The sequence below is a fragment of the Marisediminitalea alba genome (genome assembly GCF_002993365.1).
In the GTDB taxonomy this organism is placed as follows: domain Bacteria; phylum Pseudomonadota; class Gammaproteobacteria; order Enterobacterales; family Alteromonadaceae; genus Alteromonas; species Alteromonas alba.
This window is the reverse complement of the sequence record NZ_PVNP01000013.1, coordinates 155,401-178,253: the sequence shown is the minus strand read 5'-3', so window position 1 is coordinate 178,253 and position 22,853 is coordinate 155,401. Positions and strand designations below refer to the sequence as shown.

Here is a 22,853-nt window from a genome sequence, read left to right as displayed (position 1 = left end):
ATTGTCGCAAAACTGGCTGTAGCTATAGCAAGCATCAGGGTAATTAGCCTGATATTCCTCCCAGAGCAGCAGTTTAGTTACACCTTTACGCCGCAGTTCAATATCCATCAGGCCATAATCAGGTTTAATACGGCCCGCTTTCCTGTCAGGATAAAGTGACTGATGTAGCCATTGATCGGAGGCATGCTCAGGTAACGGCCAGCCACAATCCAGGGTTCTGAATTTACCGAGAATATCAGATATAGTGGCAGCCCCCACATTCAGTCTCCTGGCGATGTCCCGGTTACTGAGGTTTTCATCAAGCTTAAGATAGAGAACCGCTTTAACGCGTTCTATGTCAGTAGGTTTTGACATACTTGTTTCCTCTTTAAAATTAAAAGAAGTTAACAAGCATAAAAGACTGATCGGGTGGTGAAGAAAAAGTCTGTGATCGAATGACCGGAATAGAGTTGATCGGGCTAGCCAGAATCAGCGATCGAGAACATCAGAATACGCACTCTGCATGCCATTCACCTCCAAAGAAGAGCACACAGGTTATAAAGCCCTCATATTTTTTAAGGTAAGCGGCAAATGCTTCATTCGTTAGGGATACTCCCAAGTTGCCGTCCCAAATCTCTTCGCTATGGCAGCCTTCACAACGTAGTTTACAACCGGTGATAGTAAAGCCGAGCGACACTTCATCAGGTACTTCTTGGAAAAGCACTTGAGGTTCCAGTGTGTTAAAAAGGGGCTGCATTAGATAACCCAAATAACTATATGTTGTGCTAAATAATCACACGAGACACTATATGTTGTATTGATCCAGATCAAGGCTTGCAACTGCCAATCATTTTTTCACAGCGCAATAGGATGCAACCCACTTCTTCGCAAAGCAACCGCTCGAAGCTAGAATAGCCACTCTGACGGAAGCGGTATTAATATATTTCTGCTACATTCCTATAACTTTATCAGCGGCTCTTGCTACCCATGATTCAAGAGCATCTAGTTCGTTTTTTATCTTGTTGTCAGGGTGACCTAAATATTCTCTAACCGAAGTGTTTTGTGAAATAAACTGTCGTTTCCAGCTCATTGCATTCAACCTTTCGTCCTTATATGCCGTCATCAACTCATCTAAAATCCTTTGAAAAGTAACAGCGGTATCGCCTGCTCGAAAAAACAATGTGGATAAGCTTTCAGCTTCTAATGTCCCGTCTTTCTTTAACTTACTGGTTAGTTCAATTTCTAGTATCTGAATCGTCGTCGATTTATCTCGCTTAATAACAGCATGGCAGTACCGACGCGGTCTATCCCCAACTAAATGCTGACTGCGACATTTTTTCTTCGGGACATCTCCGATTTTGCTCTCAATTTGCCACCCATGTTCTTCTTCCAGTTTTCGCAGCATGGACTGAAAGAATACAATTTTCTCGGGCGCATCTACTAAGTCCGGAGGGTCAAGATTGTCGACATCGGCCTTTAGAGCTTTTCCTTTGTCACTCCCTTGTTGCAGGCTAGCCAATTCTTTAGGAGTCTGCTCTTCTATCTCTTCAAGGTCTGGTTCAGATTGGGGTGGCAGCGCCTTCACATTCCTTGGGCTACGCCTTGTATCGAGCTCCACATCAAAATTTAATCCGCTTCGCCCTAACTTTACAGAGTGCCGCTTTTTACTGGATTTCGGATTCGTGTCTGGGTCCAGTTCTCTAATATCTACGGGTGGTTTGTTAAGTGGTTTAGGTTTTTCGTCATTTTCTTTAGGGTCTTTGCTCAGCAATAGGTGGTCATCAGGGTGTGAGAAATATACAACATCAAGGTCAGGCGCCTTCAGACCAGAAACTGACCTAATTTCACGAATAAACACCTGATTTTCTTCAGCCTCTCTGCCCGTATAGCCTGAAAGTGAAATTTCACAGTAGCTCAAGTCTGGCGTTGTAAAATCAAATGTCCAACGATCTGCACCGTTTTCAACAATTGAATTCTGATTAATTGATTTAAAAACAGAGCCGAAGCTATCTTGCGTGTCAGAATCAAAGAATAACCAAGTAAAGAACTTTCTGTACTGTAGGCTGTTCATATACCTAACAGGGATATTGGCAGACAACTCAACGTTACCAACCCAATCTTCAGACCAGGACTTACCAAGTTGCCAGTTATTCCCCTGATAAACAGCAGCGCGCACCACTTCTGAAGAATGAAAGAAAAGCATGCGTGCGACTTCTGCTATTGGTAACCAATATACTTTTTCGTCAGTTTCGATTCTGTACAGAACGCAATTGTCGAATTGTTCTGAAAAATCATCGACACGTTTTAAGGTGCGAGGTAGTTGTCGAAAATCTACTTTTTTCCAGCTGTCCTGCTGAGGCAACATAACCGTTTCTGTCCATCCCTGAGCCTTGTTTTCTGTTGATGTTCTTGGAAAGACAGTTCCGGGGACTAAGGCTGGTAATAGATCGATAGGCAAACCCTTCCTAAAATAACCTAGATCATCCCGGTAAAAATAACAAATGACTTTCCACTCTTGCCCTGGATTCTGATACCAATCTCCCAACAATATTAGCTTTGATTCTTTAGGTATTCCGCGAATTCCAATCTCATCAATATTAGACATAAATCGGGCTATCCTTAACTTTGTTCTAAACGTCGTATTTCGGCTTCAATCTTGGGGGTTACTAATTCTATTCGAATTGCAGCTGTTCTGAGTAAACGCCAACGTTTCACCTCAAGGTCGTTCGATTTCATTTGTTCGTAAGCAATCCTCAATCTGTGGAGTTGAAAGTCTTCTACCGATTCTTCATGATCAGTGAGCCATTGGCTCGTCGCTGGTAGATCAGGCAAATGTTTCTCAACTGAATTTGACCGGGGCAGTTCCTTAATGATTCGAGTTCTTGTCAAACGCGGTCTATTACGCACGTTAGCCATGACCTCATATACTGATTCAAGATGCGCAACGTTTTTTGCATCCCAATCACGGTAGTTAACGGCGTAGTGGCTTTGCGAATTTACTTTTCGCTTTGGCCGATTAGACATCAGCCAGCTCTTGTCGTTGCGATACAGCCAAGCATAAATAGCATCACCACGCTCGGTACTTCTAAGTTCTTTGACGCCTGCGCTTGGGTGCCGCTTTAGCATATCTACCCAACTGTACCTGTATTCTGCAGCGTTCTGTACGGTGACTTTTTTGCTAAAATGGCTAGGCACCAAAACTCCTTCCGGAAGTCTGCGCACTTTTTCCAATAACTTAGTTACAGACAATTCGGAGACCAGTGCAGTGGTAACAAGTAAATGGCGCAAAGGGTGAAACGACTTACGATGTTTTCGAAATAGGTTAGTCAGCCAGTAGTTGTTTTCTGAATAGTTAAATTGATCTTCAAATGTTGTTCCAGCCCATGTCCTCTTGAGTAGCCTATGTATTTCCTGATTGCATGGGTTCGAATGTGGCATGGTAAATTAATTTCTTCAGGTTGAAAGTGGGGTCTCTTTCTCAAAGACTTTGCCACTTCTATAGGGCTCATTATTACCGGAAGCGCCGCGATCAGCGGGTTTTCATCGTACTCAGGCAAACCTGTTTTTTTGTATTCTGCTTCAGGAAACCTTGTAATTTTTGGATTAGTCATCTGAGTCCCCATCTTTCAATAGGTCTTTCAACCGAGTTGGAAGTTTAAAGCTCTTTTGCTCGGTATTTGCCCCATGTATCGGTGTTACAGTCGCAGAAGTCCTTTCTAAAGGTTCACTCCGATCTGCTGTTTTATTGCTTCGCTCATACTGTCTTTCTTTACGCTTATTGCCCGCTATCCCTTTCGCTCTTTGCGCTTTCTCTGTTCTCGTATATTTTGGTTGATGCTGCTTGGATTCGTCTTTGATTTGCTGAAGTTCACTAACCAAATTAACCGAGCCTGATCGTTTCTTAAGTTTTGAAGTGGCTGCTACATCCAATCGAATGTCCTGGAAAACCCATAGTTCCCATATGGTTATATTGGCGTAAGCACGACTTCGGGACGTTAAGTTTGCGGGTATAAATTCAGCATACGAGTCAGAGGGGCGAAGGTAAATTTCATTCGTACTGTATAGGTCATAGGCAACGGTAACCGTTTTAGGTCCTCTGTAATTCTCTTCGAACCAACCCCACTCCAGCGCTTGTTTACAGCTGTAATAACAGCCAAAAAGCTTTAGGCCATGCTCGGTCACAGTCGCGTTGGTATGAGGAAGCAGGTTGACCTTGACTAGTTTAGGGTCAGGTCTCCTTAGTAACCCTGTGCGATATTCGATTCCCCACGCCCACAGCGCCAAAGGGTTCGCTGGAAGTTTTTTCGGAATATCAGAGTCAATATCGTAAGTTCGAATAACATGGTCATTATTATAGTGAAGCACTATCTTAATCATCATTTTCGTGAACTCTTTTAGAGTTAATATTCCATCTTGCCGATAATCATTACCATGCCGTTTCTTGCCAATTGGATTTTTGGTTACATAACCTTCAACAAAAGGCTTCATTTTAGTCTGAACAGTTCGGAAATAGCGTTCAACAATTCCTCTCCAGTCAGCCGCTCGGTAGGCAGGCGTATTTTGAATCTCGACGTGAAAAGCTTTACTGAGTACTTCGACATGTCGACCAAGCATTTCACCTTTGTCTCCAATTATATGTTCTGGCAAACCCTGCATTGGCCATAGGTCAGACGTGATATCAATGCCATGCTCTGCACAATAATCGACTTTATTTGCCATAGCATTTCCAAGCGCCTCCATTGCACTGACCCAGGAAGCATTTTCCAAGCCAATGTAGATACCAACAATCGCTCGACTGAACACATCGACAACAAAATACATAGTAGGTCGGCCAACTATTTCTGCTCGGTCCTGTTCTGACACAAGGTACACATCAGCAATGGTGGCATCAATTTGGTAAAGGTATCCAGGACCAGGCACTTCAGCTGTCGAGGTACCAATACTGGGACTGAAATCTTTCAGATAGTTAATTTCACCTTCACGCTTTTTGGTCACTTCGATCGATGTATATTCTTTCTGAAAAAAATATTTAAATTGACGCTCTGTTGGCACATTTATTAAGTCTTCCGGCGATGCTGGAATTTTAACCCCATAAGCGATCAATAATTGGTTGTATGCATAATCGAAGTCATATTTATTTTCGTTGAGATAACTTTTTTGGATAACTACCCTGAACAGAGATTTGACTTGATCTGTGATCGGGACACCTTCACCCAGATTACGGGTACGGATGGGTCCGTTTCGCTTCTCTTTAAATGTTTTCGGTTTTCCTCGTCCCCCACACAAGTCATAACGGCCACTCAAAGAATTCGGACACATACCGAATTGCCAATATTTTCGCAGCCAACGATACAACGTTTGCTTTGTTGCTTTGTTCTCTTCCATGATCTTACTCATTAGCAATCCACGGGCCTTTCTCTCATAAATATCGGGCTCAGACTTGACTACATTCTTGATAGCAATCCATGCATTTTGTTGTACTTTCTCGGATTTCGAACCTGCCTTAGGTGCGCTCATACTGATATTTACGTAAGGGTCATTGATTATTTTAAGATCGGCTCTAGCCAACAAGTGTTCAAATTCTGATTTCTGTGTTGCTTGTGGTAGGGCTCTTTCGTCATCAATATTTATCCAATAGATTACTTGTGGATTGCTCCAGAGTATTCTGATCCTCTTGGTATCCCATTGATAAACATCATTTGGCATGAACATAATTTGCCTCCTGATTTAACCAGTACTCTGACAGTTCTATATCCCTTGCTTTTAGCTTGGTGTGCAGTGTTCCGTGAATGTCCCAAAGAAAAGCATGCTGTGCGGCTAAGTGTCTGAAGTATTGGAGGTGAGCGCCGGGCTCTTGAGCATATTTGTCATCCAGCTCTCGCAACGGAACTGGCAATTTTTCTTCCGAATTGCCATCAAGCGCTTTGGCAATTCGTTCGAAAATGCCCATTCTTTCGGAAACTTCAAGGTCATAACTGTGCATGTGAGACGCTAGCCAGCGGATATTTTTTACCGACGTAACTGGCACATCGTGTTCTGTAAATGCGTACCAAGCTACTTTTTCATTCTCCCAAAAGCGACGCTCAATCTCCTGCTTTTCTAGTGTGCGCGCATCCTCTAGATCTTCAGCATACTTGACGGAAACAGCACGACTAACTAAAACCCCATCAATTTCCATATCAATTAAAAAATCAGTAGTCATAACCTGAAGTATCCCTTTGTATGCGGGATGTTTGATACCTAATCTTTTTGCAATATCAATAGTGGCTTCAGGGTTAAGAGGGAACTACTCACGTATATCGACTACGGTATCATTCCAATCAAAAAGTAAAAATGCCGCAAGCTCAAGGTCTGACAGTAGATGGACAATACGGTTATTAGTAAGAGCTGGACGGCGATGTACTCTTCCCTTGCTTGGAACATCTCGTACAGTTAGAAAGGGCTGATAATCTTTTCCATAACCTTGACCACGTTTTTCTTTTTGTAAGCGTCTCAGAATTGCAGGCTGAAGAAGACTCTTAATTTCTTTTGGGTAGGGGCTTAAGAAAGCGGTTTTCATACTCATATTGATAATCCGAGCGAGGCTAGTAAGTCAAAGCATAGCTCGGATTATATTAAGTATGATAGTTTTTTGTTTAGTATGATACTTTTATGTAAGTGTGATAGTTTTTTGTCAATCTACAACCGACATAAAGCAAGTCTATCGGTTACTCAACAGTAACCGATTTAGCCAGGTTCCTTGGTTGATCTACGTCTGTCCCTTTTATCAGTGCCACGTAGTACGAAAGCAACTGCAGCGGGATGGTGTAGATAATTGGAGCGATCGGGCTGTCGCAGTGTGGAACATTGATTACCCGCATGGTTTCGTCGCTGGCGAATGACGCGTCTTTATCGGCAAACACGTACATGATTCCACCACGGGCACGCACTTCTTCAACGTTGGATTTGAGTTTTTCCAGTAACTCGTTGTTTGGCGCAACCACAATAACCGGCATTTCTTCATCGATCAGTGCCAGTGGGCCATGCTTAAGCTCACCTGATGCATAGGCTTCGGCGTGTATATAAGAAATCTCTTTAAGCTTTAGCGCCCCTTCCATTGCTATGGGGTACTGGTCGCCGCGGCCAAGGAATAAGGAGTGATTCTTATCGGCAAATTCCTCAGCTAAATCTTCAATGCCCTGGGTTATAGCCAAAGTTTCTTCCAGCTTGGCTGGCAGACTGTGCAGCCCCTGCACAATGGCTTGTTTCTCGGCTGTGGCCATGCCGTTGTGCTCACCAAGGGCTAGGGTCAGAATTAAAAACGCTGTAAGCTGGGTAGTAAAGGCTTTGGTGGAAGCCACGCCAATTTCGGCGCCGGCACGGGTCATAAACGCCATGTCAGACTCGCGTACCAAGGATGAGCCCGGCACGTTACAAATGGTCAGGCTGGCGGTATAACCCAGCTCTTTGGCTAAACGCAGTGCAGCGAGGGTATCGGCGGTTTCGCCTGACTGAGAAATCGTCACCAGCAGGCTGTTTTCCTGCACCACTGATTTGCGATAGCGGAATTCGGACGCAATTTCCACGTTACAGGACACATTGGCAAACTGTTCCAGCCAGTAACGTGCGGTCATGCCCGCATGGTAGCTGGTACCACAGGCCACAATTTGAACATGTTTAATCTTAGCGAGCAGCTCATCGGCTCCCTTGCCAAAGATATCCGGCAGCAATCCCTCGTCGCTCACACGTTCTTTTAAAGTGTTACGCACAACCACTGGCTGTTCGTGGATTTCTTTGAGCATGTAATGGCGATAACCGCCTTTATCGCCAGCATCATGTTCGATATTCGATTCGATAATCTCGCGTTTAACCGGCTTACCGTCTTTATCGAACACCGATACACTGCGACGGGTGATCTCGGCTACATCGCCTTCTTCAAGAAACATAAACCGGCGGGTTACAGGTAGCAGCGCCATCTGATCAGAGGCAATGAAGTTTTCGCCCAGACCAAGACCAATCACCAGCGGACTGCCCGAGCGGGCAACCACCACTTTAGACGGGTCGGTGCGATCCATAATAACAGTGCCGTAAGCGCCGTGGAATTGTTTTACTGAAGCCTGCACGGCAGCCAGTAAAGAATCAGTATTCTTTAATTCTTCATTCACCGTGTGGGCAATGGTTTCGGTGTCTGTATCGCTGGTAAAGGTGTAACCTTTGCTGGTGAGTTGCTCACGCAGAGACTGATAGTTCTCAATGATACCGTTGTGCACTACGGCAATTCGATCGTCGGAAAAATGCGGATGCGCATTGGCTTCTGTTACACCGCCATGAGTCGCCCAGCGCGTATGTGCAATACCAGTAGAACCAAGCGCTTCCTGATCGCTTAGCGCATCCACCAGTTCCTGTACCTTACCGGTACGGCGTACGCGGCTAAGAATGCCATTGGGTTGTAACAACGCTACCCCGGCCGAATCATACCCCCGGTACTCAAGCCGCTTGAGGCCCTCAAGCAATATCTCAACCACATTACGCTCTGCAACCGCACCGACGATCCCACACATAGCTATTCTCCATTGAGTGAGGCTTTCATTACCTTCACACCTTGTTGATTTAATTGTTGTTCTGCACTGAATGGTAAACCGTCATCGGTTACCAGCACTGCTACCTGTTGCCAGGCCAATTCGATATTCGGCATTTTATGCCTGAGTTTGGTTGATTCCGCTAATACCACCACGTTGCCGGCTACCCGGGCCATTTCCTGGCTCAGCAGGGTCAGTTCATTATAGGTGGTGGTGCCGCGCTCCACATCAAGTCCGGCTGCGCCCACAAAGGCCAGATCAAAACTATAGGACTGTAGCATCTTACCCGCCATGTTGCCCTGAAACGACTGCGACTGTTTATCCCAGGTACCGCCAGTCATCAGCACGGTAGGTTCATTATCAAAGGTCACTAACTGGTTGGCGACATCCAGCGAATTGGTCATCACCACCAATTGCGAAGGCTGTTTAAGGTGCTCCACCATAGTGGCGGTGGTACTGCCGCTGTCGATAACGATTTTGTGGCTGTCATTTACCAACGAGGCAGCGAGCTGCCCAATCGCCTGTTTAAGCGATAACTGCGTATTGGTAGCGGGTTGTGGCTTGTTAAGAGGCGCCGCACCGCCGTGCTGGCGGATCAGACGGCCTTGCTCGGCGAGCAGGGTCAGATCTTTACGAATAGTGACTTCAGAAGTCGAAAACTCACGGGCGAGTGTTTCCACCGGGGTTTGTCCGTGCTGAACAACCCAGTTAACAATACTTTCATGACGCGCGTGGAGGTTTCTTTTTTGTTTCATTCGAAAGTTATATATTTCGTTTGAAAACAAATATAGCACTAAACTTTCAAATGTTACGAATTAATTTTTATACATAGGTAAATGTAACTGCTCGAGCAAGTCGATAAGAAACACTATCTTAGCATTCGAAAGTTGGCGGTAATCAAAGTAGGGGCACACCACAATGTTGCGTTGCTTATTTATCGCAAATTCAGGTGTTTCCCAGTACAGGGAGGAAGCCACAGTAAGGGAGTTTGCGTAGGTCTTACCGGTAATAATGTGCAACACGTCGGGCGAAAACTCTTCGGGTTCGTTGAAATACAACGCGGTACCAGAGCCTGCTTGTAATAAGCGGCTATCACGAAAGTCCTGTCAGCGGGATGTGGTGTCTCTGAATCCCAGCGTGGGTGGCAGGGCAAAGATCAGCTTGGCATAAACATTAAACACTTTTCGCCAACCGTTCCCGCAAACCTGACCGATATTGTATATATCCTGAGCCATCAGCGGGAATACGCCGGGCTGGACGTGCTCAATCAGCGTATTGGGGCGATTGCCAATATACACACGAATTCGCGCGTTACTATCGCCCAGTGCGTTTATATCCGGATCGGTTAAATGCATTCCACGCTTAATGTTTGCTGTTGCTCACTGGCAAGCCTGGCCAGTTCGATCAACCGGATTACCGCCACTACGCTCTGCCCGCTTGCAGGTAACGCCTCAGCGTTGTTGGTGATTAAAGCCGTTGCCAACTGACGGTAAAAGGTGGTGTAGCCGCCGTTGAGCGTCGCCACCAATTTACTTTCATCTTCAAGGTAGAGTGTACCGTGCTGCGGCGCGGGTGCTACAGACCACTCGGGATCGTTAAAGGACATGCCGGCTTTGAGCTGGTCTTCCTGCGGATCGAGGTGGTACTTGCGGTAACTGCCTTTGGTGCCCTGCAGCGCATATCGTAGTGTAGGGCCTGCTTCGAATGGCGAACTGCCCACCTTCACGGTGATAGCAGCGTAATGCAGCGTTACCTCAAAGGCGTCGTCGGATTCACCGCCGTCTCGCAGAATGCGGATATCGGCCGATACCTGCTGCGGCATCCCGAATAACTGCACAACCTGGTCGATGAGGTGAGGGCCGAGATCCCAGAATATGCCGCTGCCCGGCCCGGCATTTTCCCGCCAGCGCTTGCGCGGCGTGGGTCTGAACCGGTCGAAACGACTTTCAAGCCGCTTTATATCGCCCACCGCCTGCTCAGCGATTAGCTGTTTAAGGGTAAGGAAGTCGCCGTCGAAGCGACGATTATGAAACACGCAAAGCTGTTTATTAAGCTGAGCAGCGAGTGCTACCAGTTGCTCTGCCCGCTCACTGCTCAGCGTAAAAGGTTTCTCCACCAGCACATGACACCCGGCACGCAGCACTGCTTCGGCCTGTTCGGCATGCAGATGATTAGGTGTGGTGATCACTACCAAATCAAAGTTATCGTCAGCGATTGCCTGCTCAAAACTGTTATACACGCTAACGCCCGGCAGCACTCCTTGCACCTTGGCCGGAACTGATGACACCACGCCAGCAATGCTATAGGCATCCATCGCCTGTAAAAACGGTACGTGAAAGGTTTTGGCGGCGTAGCCAAAACCCATAACCAATACTGAAAGGGCCATTATTTTTTCTTAGGACGCTGCCAGCCAGCAATGTTGCGCTGCTTGCTGCGTGCCACGGCCAGTGCGTCGTCCGGCACTTTAGCGGTAATAATAGAGCCTGCTGCCACCGTTGCCCCTGCGCCTATCTCTACCGGAGCAACCAGCGCAGAATTAGAGCCAATAAACGCATTTTCTCCAATTAGGGTCTTAGACTTATTTACACCGTCATAGTTACAGGTAATGGTACCTGCGCCAATATTACTGCCGGCGCCGATGTCGGCGTCACCCAGGTAGGTAAGGTGATTGGCTTTGGCGCCTTCGCCTAAACGGGCTTTTTTCATTTCGACGAAGTTGCCCACTTTGGCACCGCGTTCCATTACTGCGCCCGGGCGTAACCGTCCGTAAGGACCTACGGTACAGGATTCACCAACGCTGGCTTCTTCCACAATGCTGTTGGCCTCGATTACGGCGTTATCCGCCACCTCGCAATCAATCAGCACGCAGTTGGGGCCGATCACCACGTTATTACCCAGCGTTACTTTGCCTTTAAATACCGTATTGATGTCAATAAACACATCCTGTCCGGTAGTTAACTCACCACGCACATCCACACGCAGCGGGTCAGCCAGAGTGGCACCGTTGGTCATCAGTTCTTCTGCCTGCCATAGCTGCAGGGTTCGCTCCAGGCGGGCCAGCTGAATGCGGTTATTAACACCTTCAACCTCCAGCGGCGAGTCTGGCTGGGCAGCTTTGATCACTTTGCCTTCGTTGGCGGCCATGGCAATAACGTCGGTAAGATAATACTCGCCCTGGGCGTTGTCGTTATTCAGCTCGCTGAGCCAGCGCTTTAAGTCTTTACCGGGCATCATCATCATGCCGGTATTAATTTCGGTAATAGCACGCTGCGCCTCGGTAGCATCTTTATGTTCTACAATGGCCACAATGTTATCGTCGTTACGAATAATGCGCCCCATGCCAGTTGGGTCGTCGAGGTTTACGGTGAGAAGCGCTAAGTCGCAACTGGCTTTTACATCGATGAGTCGCTGCAGGGTATCGGCTTTAATCAGCGGCGCGTCCCCTACCAGGATCATCACGTCTTCTTCGTCGCTGATATGTTCAACCGTTTGCATTACGGCATGGCCGGTGCCTAATTGCTCGGCTTGCAGGCACCAGTTAATTTGTTGTCCGCTAACATTGGCCTGTAGCTGGTCGGCACCATGGCCATAAACCAGATGCACGGCCGTGGCCGTTAAGGATTCTGCGGTATTGATAATCCGTTGAACCATCGCCACACCGCCAACCGGGTGCAACACTTTGGGTAACGCCGACTTCATTCTGGTGCCCTTACCGGCTGCCAGAACCACTACAGAAAACGCCATAACTCATCCTTTTAACTGATATTTGGCCAATAGTGTAACCAAGCCGGCACAACAAGTCAGCGCTCATTTTCAGGCATCGGATTATTTAGGTGTGCGAGCTTATACGTCAGTATTTGGCGACAGTAGCATGACAAGCCGTCTGTCTGTATTATACTCAGCTTCGGGCTAACACCGCTTACAGGGAGAAACAGAAAGCAAGTGAATGCGTTCAGGACATTACATCGAAGTATATTACTGCTGTTTGCAGTAGTAGTGATTGCGATTGTCACTTTAGTACACTTCAGCATCTCAAAAATCGTCGCTGAGCAAAGTCGGGCTCAACAACAATCGTTGTCGCCAGCGGTTTCGCTTATTGTGTCGCAAATATTAAAACCGCTGCATGTTTCTGAAGCACTTGGAAAATCCCGGGAGCTGGTAGAATTAATGGAGCATGAAAATATCAACGAATCCGAGGTATTTTCTGCCTTGGACCGCCTGGAGCAGGAGTTTGGCTTAACCTTCTTTATTGCCAGCGATCTGGCCCGCATGCAATACAATTCTGATGGTACCAAGCTCGCACTGATTGAAGGCGAGGTGTCGTGGTATTTTAAATATCGTGACAGAGAAGCCGATGCAGTAGCGGATATTGGTAAGTGGGAAAACCCGCATTTTTATATCGATATAAAGATTTATGACGATGCCGGTAAGTTTTTAGGCTTTTTTGGTGTAGGAAAAAGCTTAAAAAGCTTTGTTTCGGTTTTTGAAACCTACAAACGCCAGTATGGCTACGACTTTTTGTTCGTAGATGGTTCAGGCGACATTATGCTGTCATCGGATCAAACGCTGGTTGCCACCTATTCCGAATTTACCAACTTATCAGAGCTACCCTGGTACGCCAGCCTGCCGGAACCTATCCGCGCCAAAAACGCCCTTAACAACCAGCTGATCACCATTGATGGTAAAGACCACCTCATTGCTGAAGTGAGTCTGCCTCAGTTTGGCTGGACGGTTTACCTGTTGAGTCCGCTTGACGCCAGACAAGCAGAGATTTCCCAGGGCTTTATTTTCAGCGTGGTTACCATGCTGGTAATTATTTTTGCGCTGTTTCTGCTTATCTATAATTTGCTGTACTACTTCCGCCGCGATATGCAGCCGGAGTTGATTATTCGCAATACTCACCGTTTGCCGGATCGCAATCAGCTGGAAGAAACCTACCAGTCGCTTTCGGAACAAAACGCGTCACTGAGTATTATTATGGTCGACATAGATCACTTTATGGATATCAACGACCAGTTTGGCCGCAATGCCGGTGATGACGTGCTCGACAAAGTCTCTGGTTTTATTTCCAGTCACCTGCGGGAACAGGACGTACTGGGGCGTTGGAGCAGTGAGGAGTTTATTATTCTGCTCCCCGAAATGGGCCCTCGTGAAGCGCAGGAACTGGCGCAAACGCTGCGCCACGGTATTGCTATTCTGCCGCCACCGAGCGACTATCCGGAAATGCACTTAACCGCCAGCTTTGGTGTGTCGTTTACTGCCTCTAAGCGTAACCTCAATGAGCTTACTGCCCACGCTGAGGATGCTTTATATCAGGCTCGTCGTGATGGCCGTAATCTGGTACGTGTGCAATTAATTGACAACTAATCGCTGTTTTGCCCAGTGCGCAACGCGCTGGGCAACACCCGTAGTAAAACTTATCCCCAGCAATATCAGCAGTCCGCCGCAGAAGTCCCACACACTTAAGATCTCGTTGAGAAATATAACGCCCCAGGCGATGCCAAATAACGGCACCAGATATCCCACCATCACCGCTTTGGCCGGGCCGGCAGAAGCTATCAGGTAAAAATACAGCAAATAAGCCATGCCAGTACCCACCAGTGCCAGCGCCAAAGCGTTCATCCATGCCAGCGATGAAGGCCAGGCTTCGGGGAGCTGCATTAATGCAAACGGGGTAAGTAACAGCGAGGCCCACAACTGACTGCCCGCAGCCACCGCCACCGGTTTTACCCCCGCCAGCGATTTCTTCATCATACAGGCGCCCCAGCCATAACAACCGGCGGCGCCGAGCACGGCCAGTACCGGCACAATACTGAGCTGACTGCCCAGGGTTTTATCCAGGCTGATCACCACCACGCCAACAAATCCACACAACAGGCCGGTTATTGCGAGCGTACTGAGGCGTTCTCGCAGCCAGATAAACGCAAACATGGCAGCAAACATTGGTGCGGTTGCATTGAGAATAGCCAGTACCCCGCTTTGTAATTGCAAGCTGGCAAAGTTGAATAGCGCAAAAGGCACCGCTGTATTAATCGCCCCCAGCAGGCACATTGGCTTCCAGAGTTTAACCATCTGCCGACCACCACCGGTGAGAAATAAGAATGGCAGAAACACTAAGGTTGCAAGTGAGGTTCTCAGGACCACCAGCGGCACTATGCCAAATTCAGGCGCGGCCACGCGCATAAAAATAAACGAGGCTCCCCAAATAGCGCCAAGGAGTAATAATGCGCCCATTTCTCGCGATGTCACCTAAATTGCTCCTTCCAATGCCAACAAAAACTGCTTTCTGGTTAAGCCACCCGCATAACCGGTTAATTTGCCATTGCTACCAATCACACGATGACAAGGCACAATAATGGTTAGCGGGTTTTTGCCGTTTGCCATGCCCACCGCACGCAAAGCTGTGGGCTGACCAATGCCATTGGCAATAGCGCCGTAACTTACAGTGTGACCATAGGGTATTGACTGCAGCTGGCGCCATACCTGCTGCTGAAACACAGTGCCGGATGGGTTTAACGGCACACTAAAAGTGGTCAGGCGGCCGTCGAAGTAAGCCTCAAGCTGCTCGCAACAGGCCAGAGTAAGATCGGAGGGGCTTGCCGCAGCAGTCGATTCTGACACAAAACGAATGCTGGTGATGCCCTTTTCATCCGCGCTGATTGCCATAAGCCCGCAGGGGCTTTGCCAGTAACTGAGTGCCATTAGGTTTCTCCGGTGTGTTGATTGGCAAGTAACCATAGCTGGATGGTGAGGTAACTTCGCCATGGTGCCCCCAGCGATGCCTTAATGGCAAAGCGTTGTGCCTGACGAGCAACAATAAGATCTTTTTCCAGATAGACATCCGGCTCACTGCTGCCTCGCAGTTTAATATATTGTAAGGTCCACGGGCCAATACCTTTAATCGCCAGAATGTCACTGTCGCTGAGTTCTTTACCCGGATTTGCTGCCACCAGCGCGGCAAAATCGCGGATAGCCTGCTTTCTGGCTGCCGGCATTTTAAGCATATCCAGCGCCGAAGAGGCCACTCTCTGCGGGCTTGGAAAAGTATGGCCATATGGCTGTTTTTCACCCAGTTCATCGCTCAAACGCTGCAACTGCGTGATTGCCGCTTTGATACTGATTTGCTGACCTATAATTGCCCTGCAGCCGGCTTCAAATAGACTCCACACACCGGGTAACCGTAAGCCGTTGGACTGCAGTTCTGGAGGCACTTCGGCATTACTTAATGCCTGCCCGACACTCTGTGGATCAGTATCCATATCCAGTACCCGGCGCAACGTGGTCAACAACGGCGGCAAATGTTGCGGTCGGGTGAGCTGCGCTTTTATGTGGAAGCCGCCTTGTTGTTCATCAAACGTGGCGCAAACAAAACCCGGTTCATTATCAACACGAAAGGCCCGGCTATAACTTTGCGCCTCCACACTCTCAATGTCTTCTAGCGCTCTTAATTGCAAAAAATCTCTTATCTGCGACCAGTTATAGGGTAATCGTACCGGCAAAAAAAGTGTTAGTTCCGATGCCATGGCCTGCCGCCCGCCAGCTTTGCGAATATCACCTGCGGTTAAGGCAAAATCTTTTTTTAAGTGGCTTTGCAGGCTGCGGCTCGATTGAAACCCGCTGGCTAACGCCACATCCTCAACAGACAGAGACGTTTGCTGCAGCAGGCGTTTTGCCAGCAATAGCCGACTGTAGAGCTGAAACCGTTTGGGTGACATGCCCACTTCCCGGCTGATTAACTGCCCAAGGTAACGCTCGCTGATCCCCAAACGTTCGGCGATGGCCTGCACCGTTTCATCGAGTGACTCACTCAGCAACCGCATGGCACGCTGGGTGGTGGTGCTCACGCCGCGCCAGGCAAATGAGCCCGGCGCGCTGTCTGGCCGACACCGCAAACAAGGCCGATAGCCCTGCTCAATAGCCTGCTGCGCATAATGATAGTAATCCACGTTCTTTTCATCCGGCAGACGGGCAGGACAGACAGGCCGACAAAAAATGCCGGTAGTTTTTACTGCCACAAAAAACCGCCCGTCAAACCGGCGATCCCTGGATTTTCGGGCCTCAGAGTACTGTTGTTGCAGAGCGGCGTCGAGCATCGCAGTCTCGCGGTTGATTTACATATGGCCATTGTAGCCTGCTTTGCTGAACAGGTTGCGAAGAAATCGGAACTGACAGTCAGCGATGGATTAATCAGCACTTACTTTCAATGAGTTGATCACTGTGCGGTCACCCCGCATAATAGCGTCGATCATTTGCCACAATATTATTCAATCCCATATTCCGGAGTTTTTTGTTTGCCTTATTTGGACTTGCTGCGTCGGTACTGTTTTATCGCGCTGTGTGTAATGCCTGGATGCATTGTTAGTAACACCACGATCGCCGCCGACCAGTGGTTTGAAGACTATGCTGCCCAGGTAAAGCGCGACGCACGCAAATACAATGTGCCCGGTTACGCCATGGTATTTTATCAGCAGGGCAAATCACCGGTTATCAAGGTTTACGGCAGAACTCACAGTGGCGGGAAGCCTGTTGACGAGAATACGGTGTTCCGCCTGGCATCGGTATCGAAGACCTTTACCGCTGTACTGATGGCCAAGCTGGTGCGTCAGAATCAACTCGACTGGACGACCCCCGTGACCGAAATGAGCCCTACGCTGGGCGCCGCAGGCACATTGAACCCAGGCATGACACTGGGCCATATTGTTGGCCAGTCCAGTGGCTTTATGCCTAACGCTTACGACAATCTTATTGAAGCGAATTACCCATTAAAGCGGGTCCTCAATCAACTCGCCGGACTCGAACCCTTGTGTCAGCCCGGCGAGTGTTACACTTATCAGAACGCGCTGTTTGGCGTGATCCAGGAATACTTTGTCAGTCGCAATACCTCTTATCAGCGCCAGTTGCAGGAGCAACTGCTCACTCCGCTCGGGATGGATACTGCCAGTGCCGGCAAAGGTGGTTTGCTGGCCTCAGAGCAATGGGCTCGCCCGCATATTGCGATTGCGCGAAATCGCTGGCGCGAAGGTCAGGTGGAAAGTAATTACTACCGGTTTACACCGGCGGCCGGTGTAAATGCCAGCATCAATGATATGACCCGCTGGCTGCAAGCTATGTTACTGGAGTTTCCCACTGTTGTGCCGGAAGATGTTGTGGCGGCAGTTACCACTCCGCGGGTACGTACCACCCGTGAGGTCTACCGCCGCGGCTGGCGTGACGATCTTAGCGATGCCCATTATGGTCTTGGCTGGCGAATCTACGATTATGCCGGCGAAGTACTCAACTATCATGGCGGCTGGGTAAAAGGCTATCGTGCTGATGTGTCGTTTTCGCCGAAATACAAAGCCGGCTATGTGATGCTGATGAACGCTGAGTCTAACCTCATAAACACCACCACAGCGGACTTCTGGGAAGCTTACTTTGAGCAGGCAAAGCGTCGCTTGCCTGAGTAGTTTCCCGCCCACAGAATGGCGGGCGGGACTGGTGTTATTTGCCGGTTTTTAAATAGGTATAACCGCTCAGACAGGCTTCATAAAAGTCTGTCCAGCGTACTCCTTCACGGGGTTTGATATTGCCCGCAGAAACCTGCTTGTCGATTAAACGCTTCACATCGTAAGCCATAGCTTTCGGGTTATACTGCATGATGCTCAGTACGTCTTCCACTGAGGTTCCTTTCACCACTTCTTCGATGTAAAAATCTTCCGGATCATCATCGTAACTGAAAATGTGCACTTCGTTCAGACGGCCAAACAAATTGTGCATATCACCCATTACGTCCTGATACGCACCGGTCAGGAACAGACCAATATAGTAGGGCTCATCAGGCTTCAGCTTGTGCATTGGCAACACATCGGTGATTTCACGGCCGACAGTGAACTGATCGATTTTGCCATCGCTGTCGCAGGTAATGTCTACCAGCGAACAGTTTACCTCCGGGCGTTCATTCATGCGTGTGATCGGCACAACCGGCAATAACTGGTCGATAGCCCAGGTATCAGCTGCCGACTGAAACACCGAGAAATTACACAAATATTGTGATGACAAACTGTAATCGAGCTCCTGCAGCTCTTCGGGTACATAGTCAGCATGAGCATAATACGCCTGTAAGCGCTCCATGATTTCCCAGTACAGCGTTTCGATTTTTGCCAATTCTTCTAACGAAAGGACACGCAACTTGAAGGCATCCAACGCTTGCTCTTTATATTGGGAGGCGTCGTTATACACTTCCTGCATATTGGTTTGTTGATCGAATGTGCTGGCCATTTCCCGCATGTTCTTAACGAAATAATGCTCACCTTCAGCCTCGCCGGTATCTACTCCTGCGCTATTAGAGCGAATTTCACCCACGATCTGAGTAATTACGCAGCTGTGGTGGGCGGTAATCGCGCGGCCACTTTCGCTAACCAGATGAGGATGCGGAACACCTTCCAGATCGCACACCTCTTTCATACCATAAACCACGTCGGCCACGTACTCCTGCATGGAGTAATTGCGCGAGGATTCACTGGTTGAAGCAGTTCCGTCGTAGTCGATTCCAAGACCACCACCCACATCAACATAATCGAGCGGGAACCCCATCTTATGCATTTCAGCATAAATGCGACCGCCTTCAGAAATAGCCTCTTTAACCGAGCGGATATCGGTAAGCTGACTACCAATATGAAAATGCAATAACTTAAGGCAATGCGCCATGCCCTGCTCTTTGAGATAACGGGCGGTATTAATGATTTCGGCAAAGCTCAAGCCAAATTTGGCTCGTTCGCCACCGGAGCTCTCCCATTTACCACGGCCTTTTACTGTCATTTTGGCGCGTACACCAATTAACGGTTCAATGCCCAGTTCTTTGGAGATTTTAACCAGAAGCAGTAGTTCTGAGTATTTCTCAACAACCACAACCATGCGCCGACCGAGTTTGCGACCGAGCAAAGCCAAACGCATAAACTCTTCATCTTTATAGCCATTAAGAATGGTCAATGAGTCTTCATTGGTGTTAAGTGCCAACACGGTAATGAGCTCAGCCTTAGAACCGGCCTCAAGACCATAGTTGTAGTGTTCACCCACATCAACGATCTCTTCCACCACTTCACGCATCTGGTTAACTTTCACCGGATACACGCCCTGATATTCGCCGCTGTATTCAGCCTCTGCAATGGTATTGCGGAAGATAGTATTCAGATTAGCAACCTGAGAACGCAAAATATCATGAAAACGTACTACAACTGGCAGTTGCACGCCTTCCTGATGGATCTCTTCAATGACCGCTTTGAAATCGATTTGAATTGATGGATCTGAAGGGTTGGGTGTGACCTTGATATTGCCGTTTTCACCAATGTGAAAATAGCCACCGCCCCAACGGGAAACGCCGTATACGCGTTCTGCCTCTTCAACAGACCACTCCTGAGAAGTTCCATCCATCGCTAACACCTTAAATATTTTGCGTGCTGGTAAAAATGATTTGCAGCTGACATGCTCATGGCGCGTATTATAACGGTCTTTACAATCAGCGCTATGACAATTTACGCACCTGGCACTGACCCGGATTACTGCTTTTTTACGTATTAAGTCAATATGATAGAAATTTGTTGACTATTTTTTACTCACCACAGTACCATAAAGTAGTACAAATTCATGACGTTAACATATTATCTGTGAGCATTTCATGGTGCCGGGATAAGTCCACGGAAAGGAGTATGAGGGAATGCAACGTGTATTAGGAGAATTTGCCGTTGAGTTAACCCCACAGCAGGACGAGCTGGACATGGGCAGAATGCTATTCACAAAATCCTTTACCGGCGAGCTTGCCGGTACTTCCAGTGGACAGATGCTCAGTAAGCGCAGCACCGTGCCAGGTTCAGCAGGTTACGTAGCCATCGAAACCTTTGAAGGCGAACTGCAAGGTAAAAAAGGCAGCTTCTCTTTGCAACATCTGGGCATTATGAGCCGGGGCGAGCAAAAGCTAACCATCGTAGTGGTACCAGATACAGCCACCGACGGCCTGGAAGGTTTATACGGAAATATGCAAATTCAAATAGTCGATGGTAAGCACTACTACGACTTTGAATTCGATTTTACCTGAGGCCCCCGCGGTAGTAAGCCACTAAGCAGTTAACAATAATGATTTACCATTGCAGGAATGGTTCCTGCAATGCTCTTCCGTAAAGTGTTAAACACCCTCTATTTTAACGTGTTGTGCTGTAGTTATTGCAGGTCGGGCGCGTAGGGTGTGAATAATTTTCATTGCGGAGGACTTCATGAATAAAACAGCCGAGCTTTATCGCATGGTGACATCACAACATATTTGCCCTTTTGGCCTGCGCTCTAAGGATTTACTGGAGCGGGAAGGGTTTGAGGTGGAAGATCATCAGTTAACTTCCCGCGAAGAAACCGATGCGTTTAAACAGCAATACGATGTAGAAACCACCCCGCAAACCTTTATTGATGGCAAGCTGATTGGCGGTTACGACGACCTCCGCGAGTATTTCGGTAAAGGCGAGGCGGGCCAGACAGGGACTACCTACACACCGGTCATTGCCATTTTTTCGGTAGCAGCATTAATGACCGTCGGTTGGCAGTTTGCCTCATCCAGCGGCCTGCTGAGTTTATCTTCATTATTGCTGTTTATTGCCGTCAGCATGTGTTTTCTTGCAGTACAAAAACTGCAGGATTTATACAGCTTTACGCAGTCTTTTATTACCTATGACCTGCTTGCCATGCGCTGGCTGCGCTACGGTTATTGGTATCCATTTCTGGAGGCCTATGCGGGTATCGGCATGATAACGGGTTTGCCAGCCCTGTGGGTTGCTCCGGTATCGCTGTTTATCGGTACCGTTGGTGCCGTATCAGTATTTAAAGCGGTGTATGTAGACAAGCGAGAACTCAAATGCGCCTGCGTAGGCGGCGACAGCAATGTGCCTTTGGGCTTTATTTCACTGTCGGAAAACCTGTTTATGATTGGCGGTGGTTTACTGATGCTACTGAGCTAATTCGTGTTTTAAAAAAGGCTGCCAGATGGCAGCCTGTGTTGTTTACTGGTCAATCACACTGGTTTTTCTGAACTGCCAGCGGTTGGCAAACTGATGAAGCCAGCGGGTGAATCGCAATCGCCCCGCTCTTTCATCATAAAACGGATTTTCTCCCGGCGCGGTGAGATAAGTATTCGTAAGCACTGTGTGTGCATCGCCTGCACCAATAAAATACTGATAATTCGGCACATACTCATTCAGGAAAGTATAAGAGCCTGTCATTGCTGCGTTCCACTCCATAAACAACAGGTAGTCATCTTCAGTAAGGCCCCAGGTAAACGGATCCATATTACCGGCGTCAATCTCTGAGGAAATTTTGTAGAACAGCACCTGTACTGCATCCAGTTGCGTAGAATACTGAGCAAAACGAACCTGGGGATAGCTGGCCGCCAGCACGCCCATCATATCCTGATTTAACGTAGCGGCCTGATAAGCTCCCATAAACTGAGCAAACATAGGCGCCAGGCTATTTTCTACGCCCCAGGTATGACCAAAGGAGAAGGTCGACTCCACGAAGCCCGCAGACAAGACCCCGGCAGCACCATCGCTTAACAAGGCGGTACGGGCTCTTGGGAACGCAGTTTGCAGGTAAGGGAAATTAATAGTGGCACCATAACCACCGGCGCTAGAACCGGCAACCAACATTCTGCGGGGTTTAACCGTGCTGTGGGCATAATAGTCTTTTAGCCATTCTCGCACCGCCATAAAATTATCAAAGCCGCGATGGCGCACCGGAACCGGCGCGGCAGGCACGCCTGTGATTATGCCTGTGGTATCGTCATAAACCACATCGTTTGAACCAATGTGGATATCGCCGGTGCAATAAGGAATAAACACCTTACTCCAGTTGGCAAAGGGGTTTCGCGGATTATCATCATCAAATATGCCCCCGGCATCGACCGGCGAGTTTTCAGTGTACATAGACGGGTTATAAGTAGGACGGCCACCAGGTACACCGCTCAGAGCCAGCGATGTCACGCAGGTTGCGTCGTTCCAACAGGCACCACCACCATTAAAAAAGACCACCAATTTACCGGCATTGCCCGGTTTAAAATAAAAATGGAAATCGTTTGGAATAGCAGCCCCGGTAGCAGGGTCGGTGATTGTCTCCAGAGCACAGGCTGGCGACAGCGTTTGCGGTTGCCCCTCATCATTGATGATTTCTACTGTGGCTGGCACTGGGATCTGTTGCCATTCTTCAGCGTTAACATTGATATGCAGAGCACAGGAAAACAGAGCTATAAAAGCACTTAAGCAGCGAAAGCGAGTCATATTTCATCCTTGAGTGATAAAAGATTGT

20 protein-coding genes and 2 pseudogenes are annotated in these 22,853 nt (G+C 48.2%); 4 read left to right on the top strand and 18 right to left on the bottom strand.

What is annotated here, in order from left to right; all coding sequences use genetic code 11:
* From C6Y40_RS02365 to glmU, 13 genes and pseudogenes are all read right to left on the bottom strand, one after another.
* A pseudogene (locus C6Y40_RS02365) lies at positions 1-354 on the bottom strand (IS21 family transposase); the annotation flags it as partial.
* Positions 355-484: 130 nt separating this feature from the next.
* The gene (locus C6Y40_RS02360; RefSeq protein ID WP_105933155.1) at positions 485-736 is read right to left on the bottom strand and encodes a 4Fe-4S cluster-binding domain-containing protein; all 252 of its coding nucleotides are present in this window, start codon (positions 734-736) and stop codon (positions 485-487) included.
* 192 nt (positions 737-928) lie between these two features.
* Entirely contained in the window at positions 929-2,584 is a 1,656-nt protein-coding gene (locus tag C6Y40_RS02355) for a Tn7-like element transposition protein TnsE (RefSeq protein ID WP_105933154.1), read from the bottom strand.
* Positions 2,585-2,598: 14 nt separating this feature from the next.
* Entirely contained in the window at positions 2,599-3,228 is a 630-nt protein-coding gene (locus C6Y40_RS02350; protein WP_170308387.1) for a TnsD family Tn7-like transposition protein, read from the bottom strand.
* Between the two features lie 77 nt (positions 3,229-3,305).
* Positions 3,306-3,590 carry a hypothetical protein gene (locus C6Y40_RS02345; RefSeq protein WP_205664735.1) on the bottom strand — a complete coding sequence of 95 codons (285 nt, stop codon included), beginning with the start codon at positions 3,588-3,590 and terminating at the stop codon, positions 3,306-3,308.
* The gene (locus tag C6Y40_RS02340) at positions 3,583-5,691 is read right to left on the bottom strand and encodes a Mu transposase C-terminal domain-containing protein (protein WP_105933152.1); all 2,109 of its coding nucleotides are present in this window, start codon (positions 5,689-5,691) and stop codon (positions 3,583-3,585) included. The genes C6Y40_RS02345 and C6Y40_RS02340 overlap by 8 nt, the downstream gene beginning before the upstream one ends.
* Positions 5,675-6,241 (bottom strand): TnsA endonuclease C-terminal domain-containing protein, encoded by a 567-nt coding sequence (locus C6Y40_RS25470; RefSeq protein ID WP_205664737.1) that lies wholly within the window; start codon positions 6,239-6,241, stop codon positions 5,675-5,677. Before C6Y40_RS25470 ends, C6Y40_RS02340 begins: the two co-directional genes overlap by 17 nt.
* A 24-nt stretch (positions 6,242-6,265) precedes the next feature.
* Complete coding sequence (locus tag C6Y40_RS24895; protein ID WP_205664734.1) at positions 6,266-6,544, bottom strand: PDDEXK family nuclease; 279 nt, start codon at positions 6,542-6,544, stop codon at positions 6,266-6,268.
* Between the two features lie 142 nt (positions 6,545-6,686).
* Complete coding sequence (gene glmS, locus C6Y40_RS02330) at positions 6,687-8,519, bottom strand: glutamine--fructose-6-phosphate transaminase (isomerizing) (protein ID WP_105933151.1); 1,833 nt, start codon at positions 8,517-8,519, stop codon at positions 6,687-6,689.
* Between the two features lie 2 nt (positions 8,520-8,521).
* Positions 8,522-9,292 carry a DeoR/GlpR family DNA-binding transcription regulator gene (locus C6Y40_RS02325; RefSeq protein WP_105933150.1) on the bottom strand — a complete coding sequence of 257 codons (771 nt, stop codon included), beginning with the start codon at positions 9,290-9,292 and terminating at the stop codon, positions 8,522-8,524.
* A 60-nt stretch (positions 9,293-9,352) separates the two neighbouring features.
* Positions 9,353-9,892: pseudogene (locus C6Y40_RS25510) on the bottom strand (DUF6942 family protein).
* A complete protein-coding gene (locus C6Y40_RS02315; protein ID WP_105933149.1) occupies positions 9,883-10,923 on the bottom strand; it encodes a Gfo/Idh/MocA family oxidoreductase in 1,041 nt (346 codons plus the stop codon). The pseudogene C6Y40_RS25510 and the gene C6Y40_RS02315 overlap by 10 nt, the downstream one beginning before the upstream one ends.
* Positions 10,923-12,281 (bottom strand): bifunctional UDP-N-acetylglucosamine diphosphorylase/glucosamine-1-phosphate N-acetyltransferase GlmU, encoded by a 1,359-nt coding sequence (gene glmU / locus C6Y40_RS02310; protein WP_105933148.1) that lies wholly within the window; start codon positions 12,279-12,281, stop codon positions 10,923-10,925. Before glmU ends, C6Y40_RS02315 begins: the two co-directional genes overlap by 1 nt.
* Before the next feature lie 198 nt (positions 12,282-12,479).
* On the opposite strand from glmU, the gene C6Y40_RS02305 reads away from it, so the two are divergent.
* On the top strand, positions 12,480-13,904 hold the full coding sequence (locus C6Y40_RS02305; RefSeq protein ID WP_105933147.1) for a sensor domain-containing diguanylate cyclase: 1,425 nt from the start codon (positions 12,480-12,482) through the stop codon (positions 13,902-13,904).
* On the opposite strand, the gene C6Y40_RS02300 is transcribed toward C6Y40_RS02305, so the two are convergent.
* From C6Y40_RS02300 to C6Y40_RS02290, 3 genes are read right to left on the bottom strand one after another with little or no spacing between them, the layout of a single operon-like run.
* Positions 13,890-14,786 (bottom strand): DMT family transporter, encoded by an 897-nt coding sequence (locus C6Y40_RS02300; RefSeq protein ID WP_105933146.1) that lies wholly within the window; start codon positions 14,784-14,786, stop codon positions 13,890-13,892. The genes C6Y40_RS02305 and C6Y40_RS02300 overlap by 15 nt on opposite strands.
* Complete coding sequence (locus C6Y40_RS02295; RefSeq protein ID WP_105933145.1) at positions 14,787-15,239, bottom strand: methylated-DNA--[protein]-cysteine S-methyltransferase; 453 nt, start codon at positions 15,237-15,239, stop codon at positions 14,787-14,789.
* On the bottom strand, positions 15,239-16,630 hold the full coding sequence (locus C6Y40_RS02290) for a DNA-3-methyladenine glycosylase 2 family protein (protein WP_105933144.1): 1,392 nt from the start codon (positions 16,628-16,630) through the stop codon (positions 15,239-15,241). Before C6Y40_RS02290 ends, C6Y40_RS02295 begins: the two co-directional genes overlap by 1 nt.
* A gap of 249 nt (positions 16,631-16,879) precedes the next feature.
* Between C6Y40_RS02290 and C6Y40_RS02285 the strand changes: the two genes are divergently transcribed.
* Positions 16,880-17,983, top strand: a complete 1,104-nt coding sequence (locus C6Y40_RS02285) for a serine hydrolase domain-containing protein (RefSeq protein ID WP_105933166.1) — start codon at positions 16,880-16,882, stop codon at positions 17,981-17,983.
* Between the two features lie 34 nt (positions 17,984-18,017).
* Here the strand turns inward: C6Y40_RS02285 and speA are convergent, their stop codons facing one another.
* Complete coding sequence (gene speA / locus C6Y40_RS02280) at positions 18,018-19,946, bottom strand: biosynthetic arginine decarboxylase (RefSeq protein ID WP_105933143.1); 1,929 nt, start codon at positions 19,944-19,946, stop codon at positions 18,018-18,020.
* Positions 19,947-20,229: 283 nt separating this feature from the next.
* Here speA and C6Y40_RS02275 point away from each other — a divergent pair, with 283 nt between their 5' ends.
* Positions 20,230-20,607: a DUF3224 domain-containing protein gene (locus tag C6Y40_RS02275; protein ID WP_105933142.1), complete on the top strand. Its 378-nt coding sequence runs from the start codon at positions 20,230-20,232 to the stop codon at positions 20,605-20,607.
* Positions 20,608-20,782: 175 nt separating this feature from the next.
* Positions 20,783-21,514: a MauE/DoxX family redox-associated membrane protein gene (locus C6Y40_RS02270; protein ID WP_105933141.1), complete on the top strand. Its 732-nt coding sequence runs from the start codon at positions 20,783-20,785 to the stop codon at positions 21,512-21,514.
* A gap of 42 nt (positions 21,515-21,556) precedes the next feature.
* Here C6Y40_RS02270 and C6Y40_RS02265 read toward each other — a convergent pair whose 3' ends face one another.
* Entirely contained in the window at positions 21,557-22,825 is a 1,269-nt protein-coding gene (locus tag C6Y40_RS02265; protein ID WP_105933140.1) for a pectin acetylesterase-family hydrolase, read from the bottom strand.
* Between the last annotated feature and the right edge of the window lie 28 nt (positions 22,826-22,853).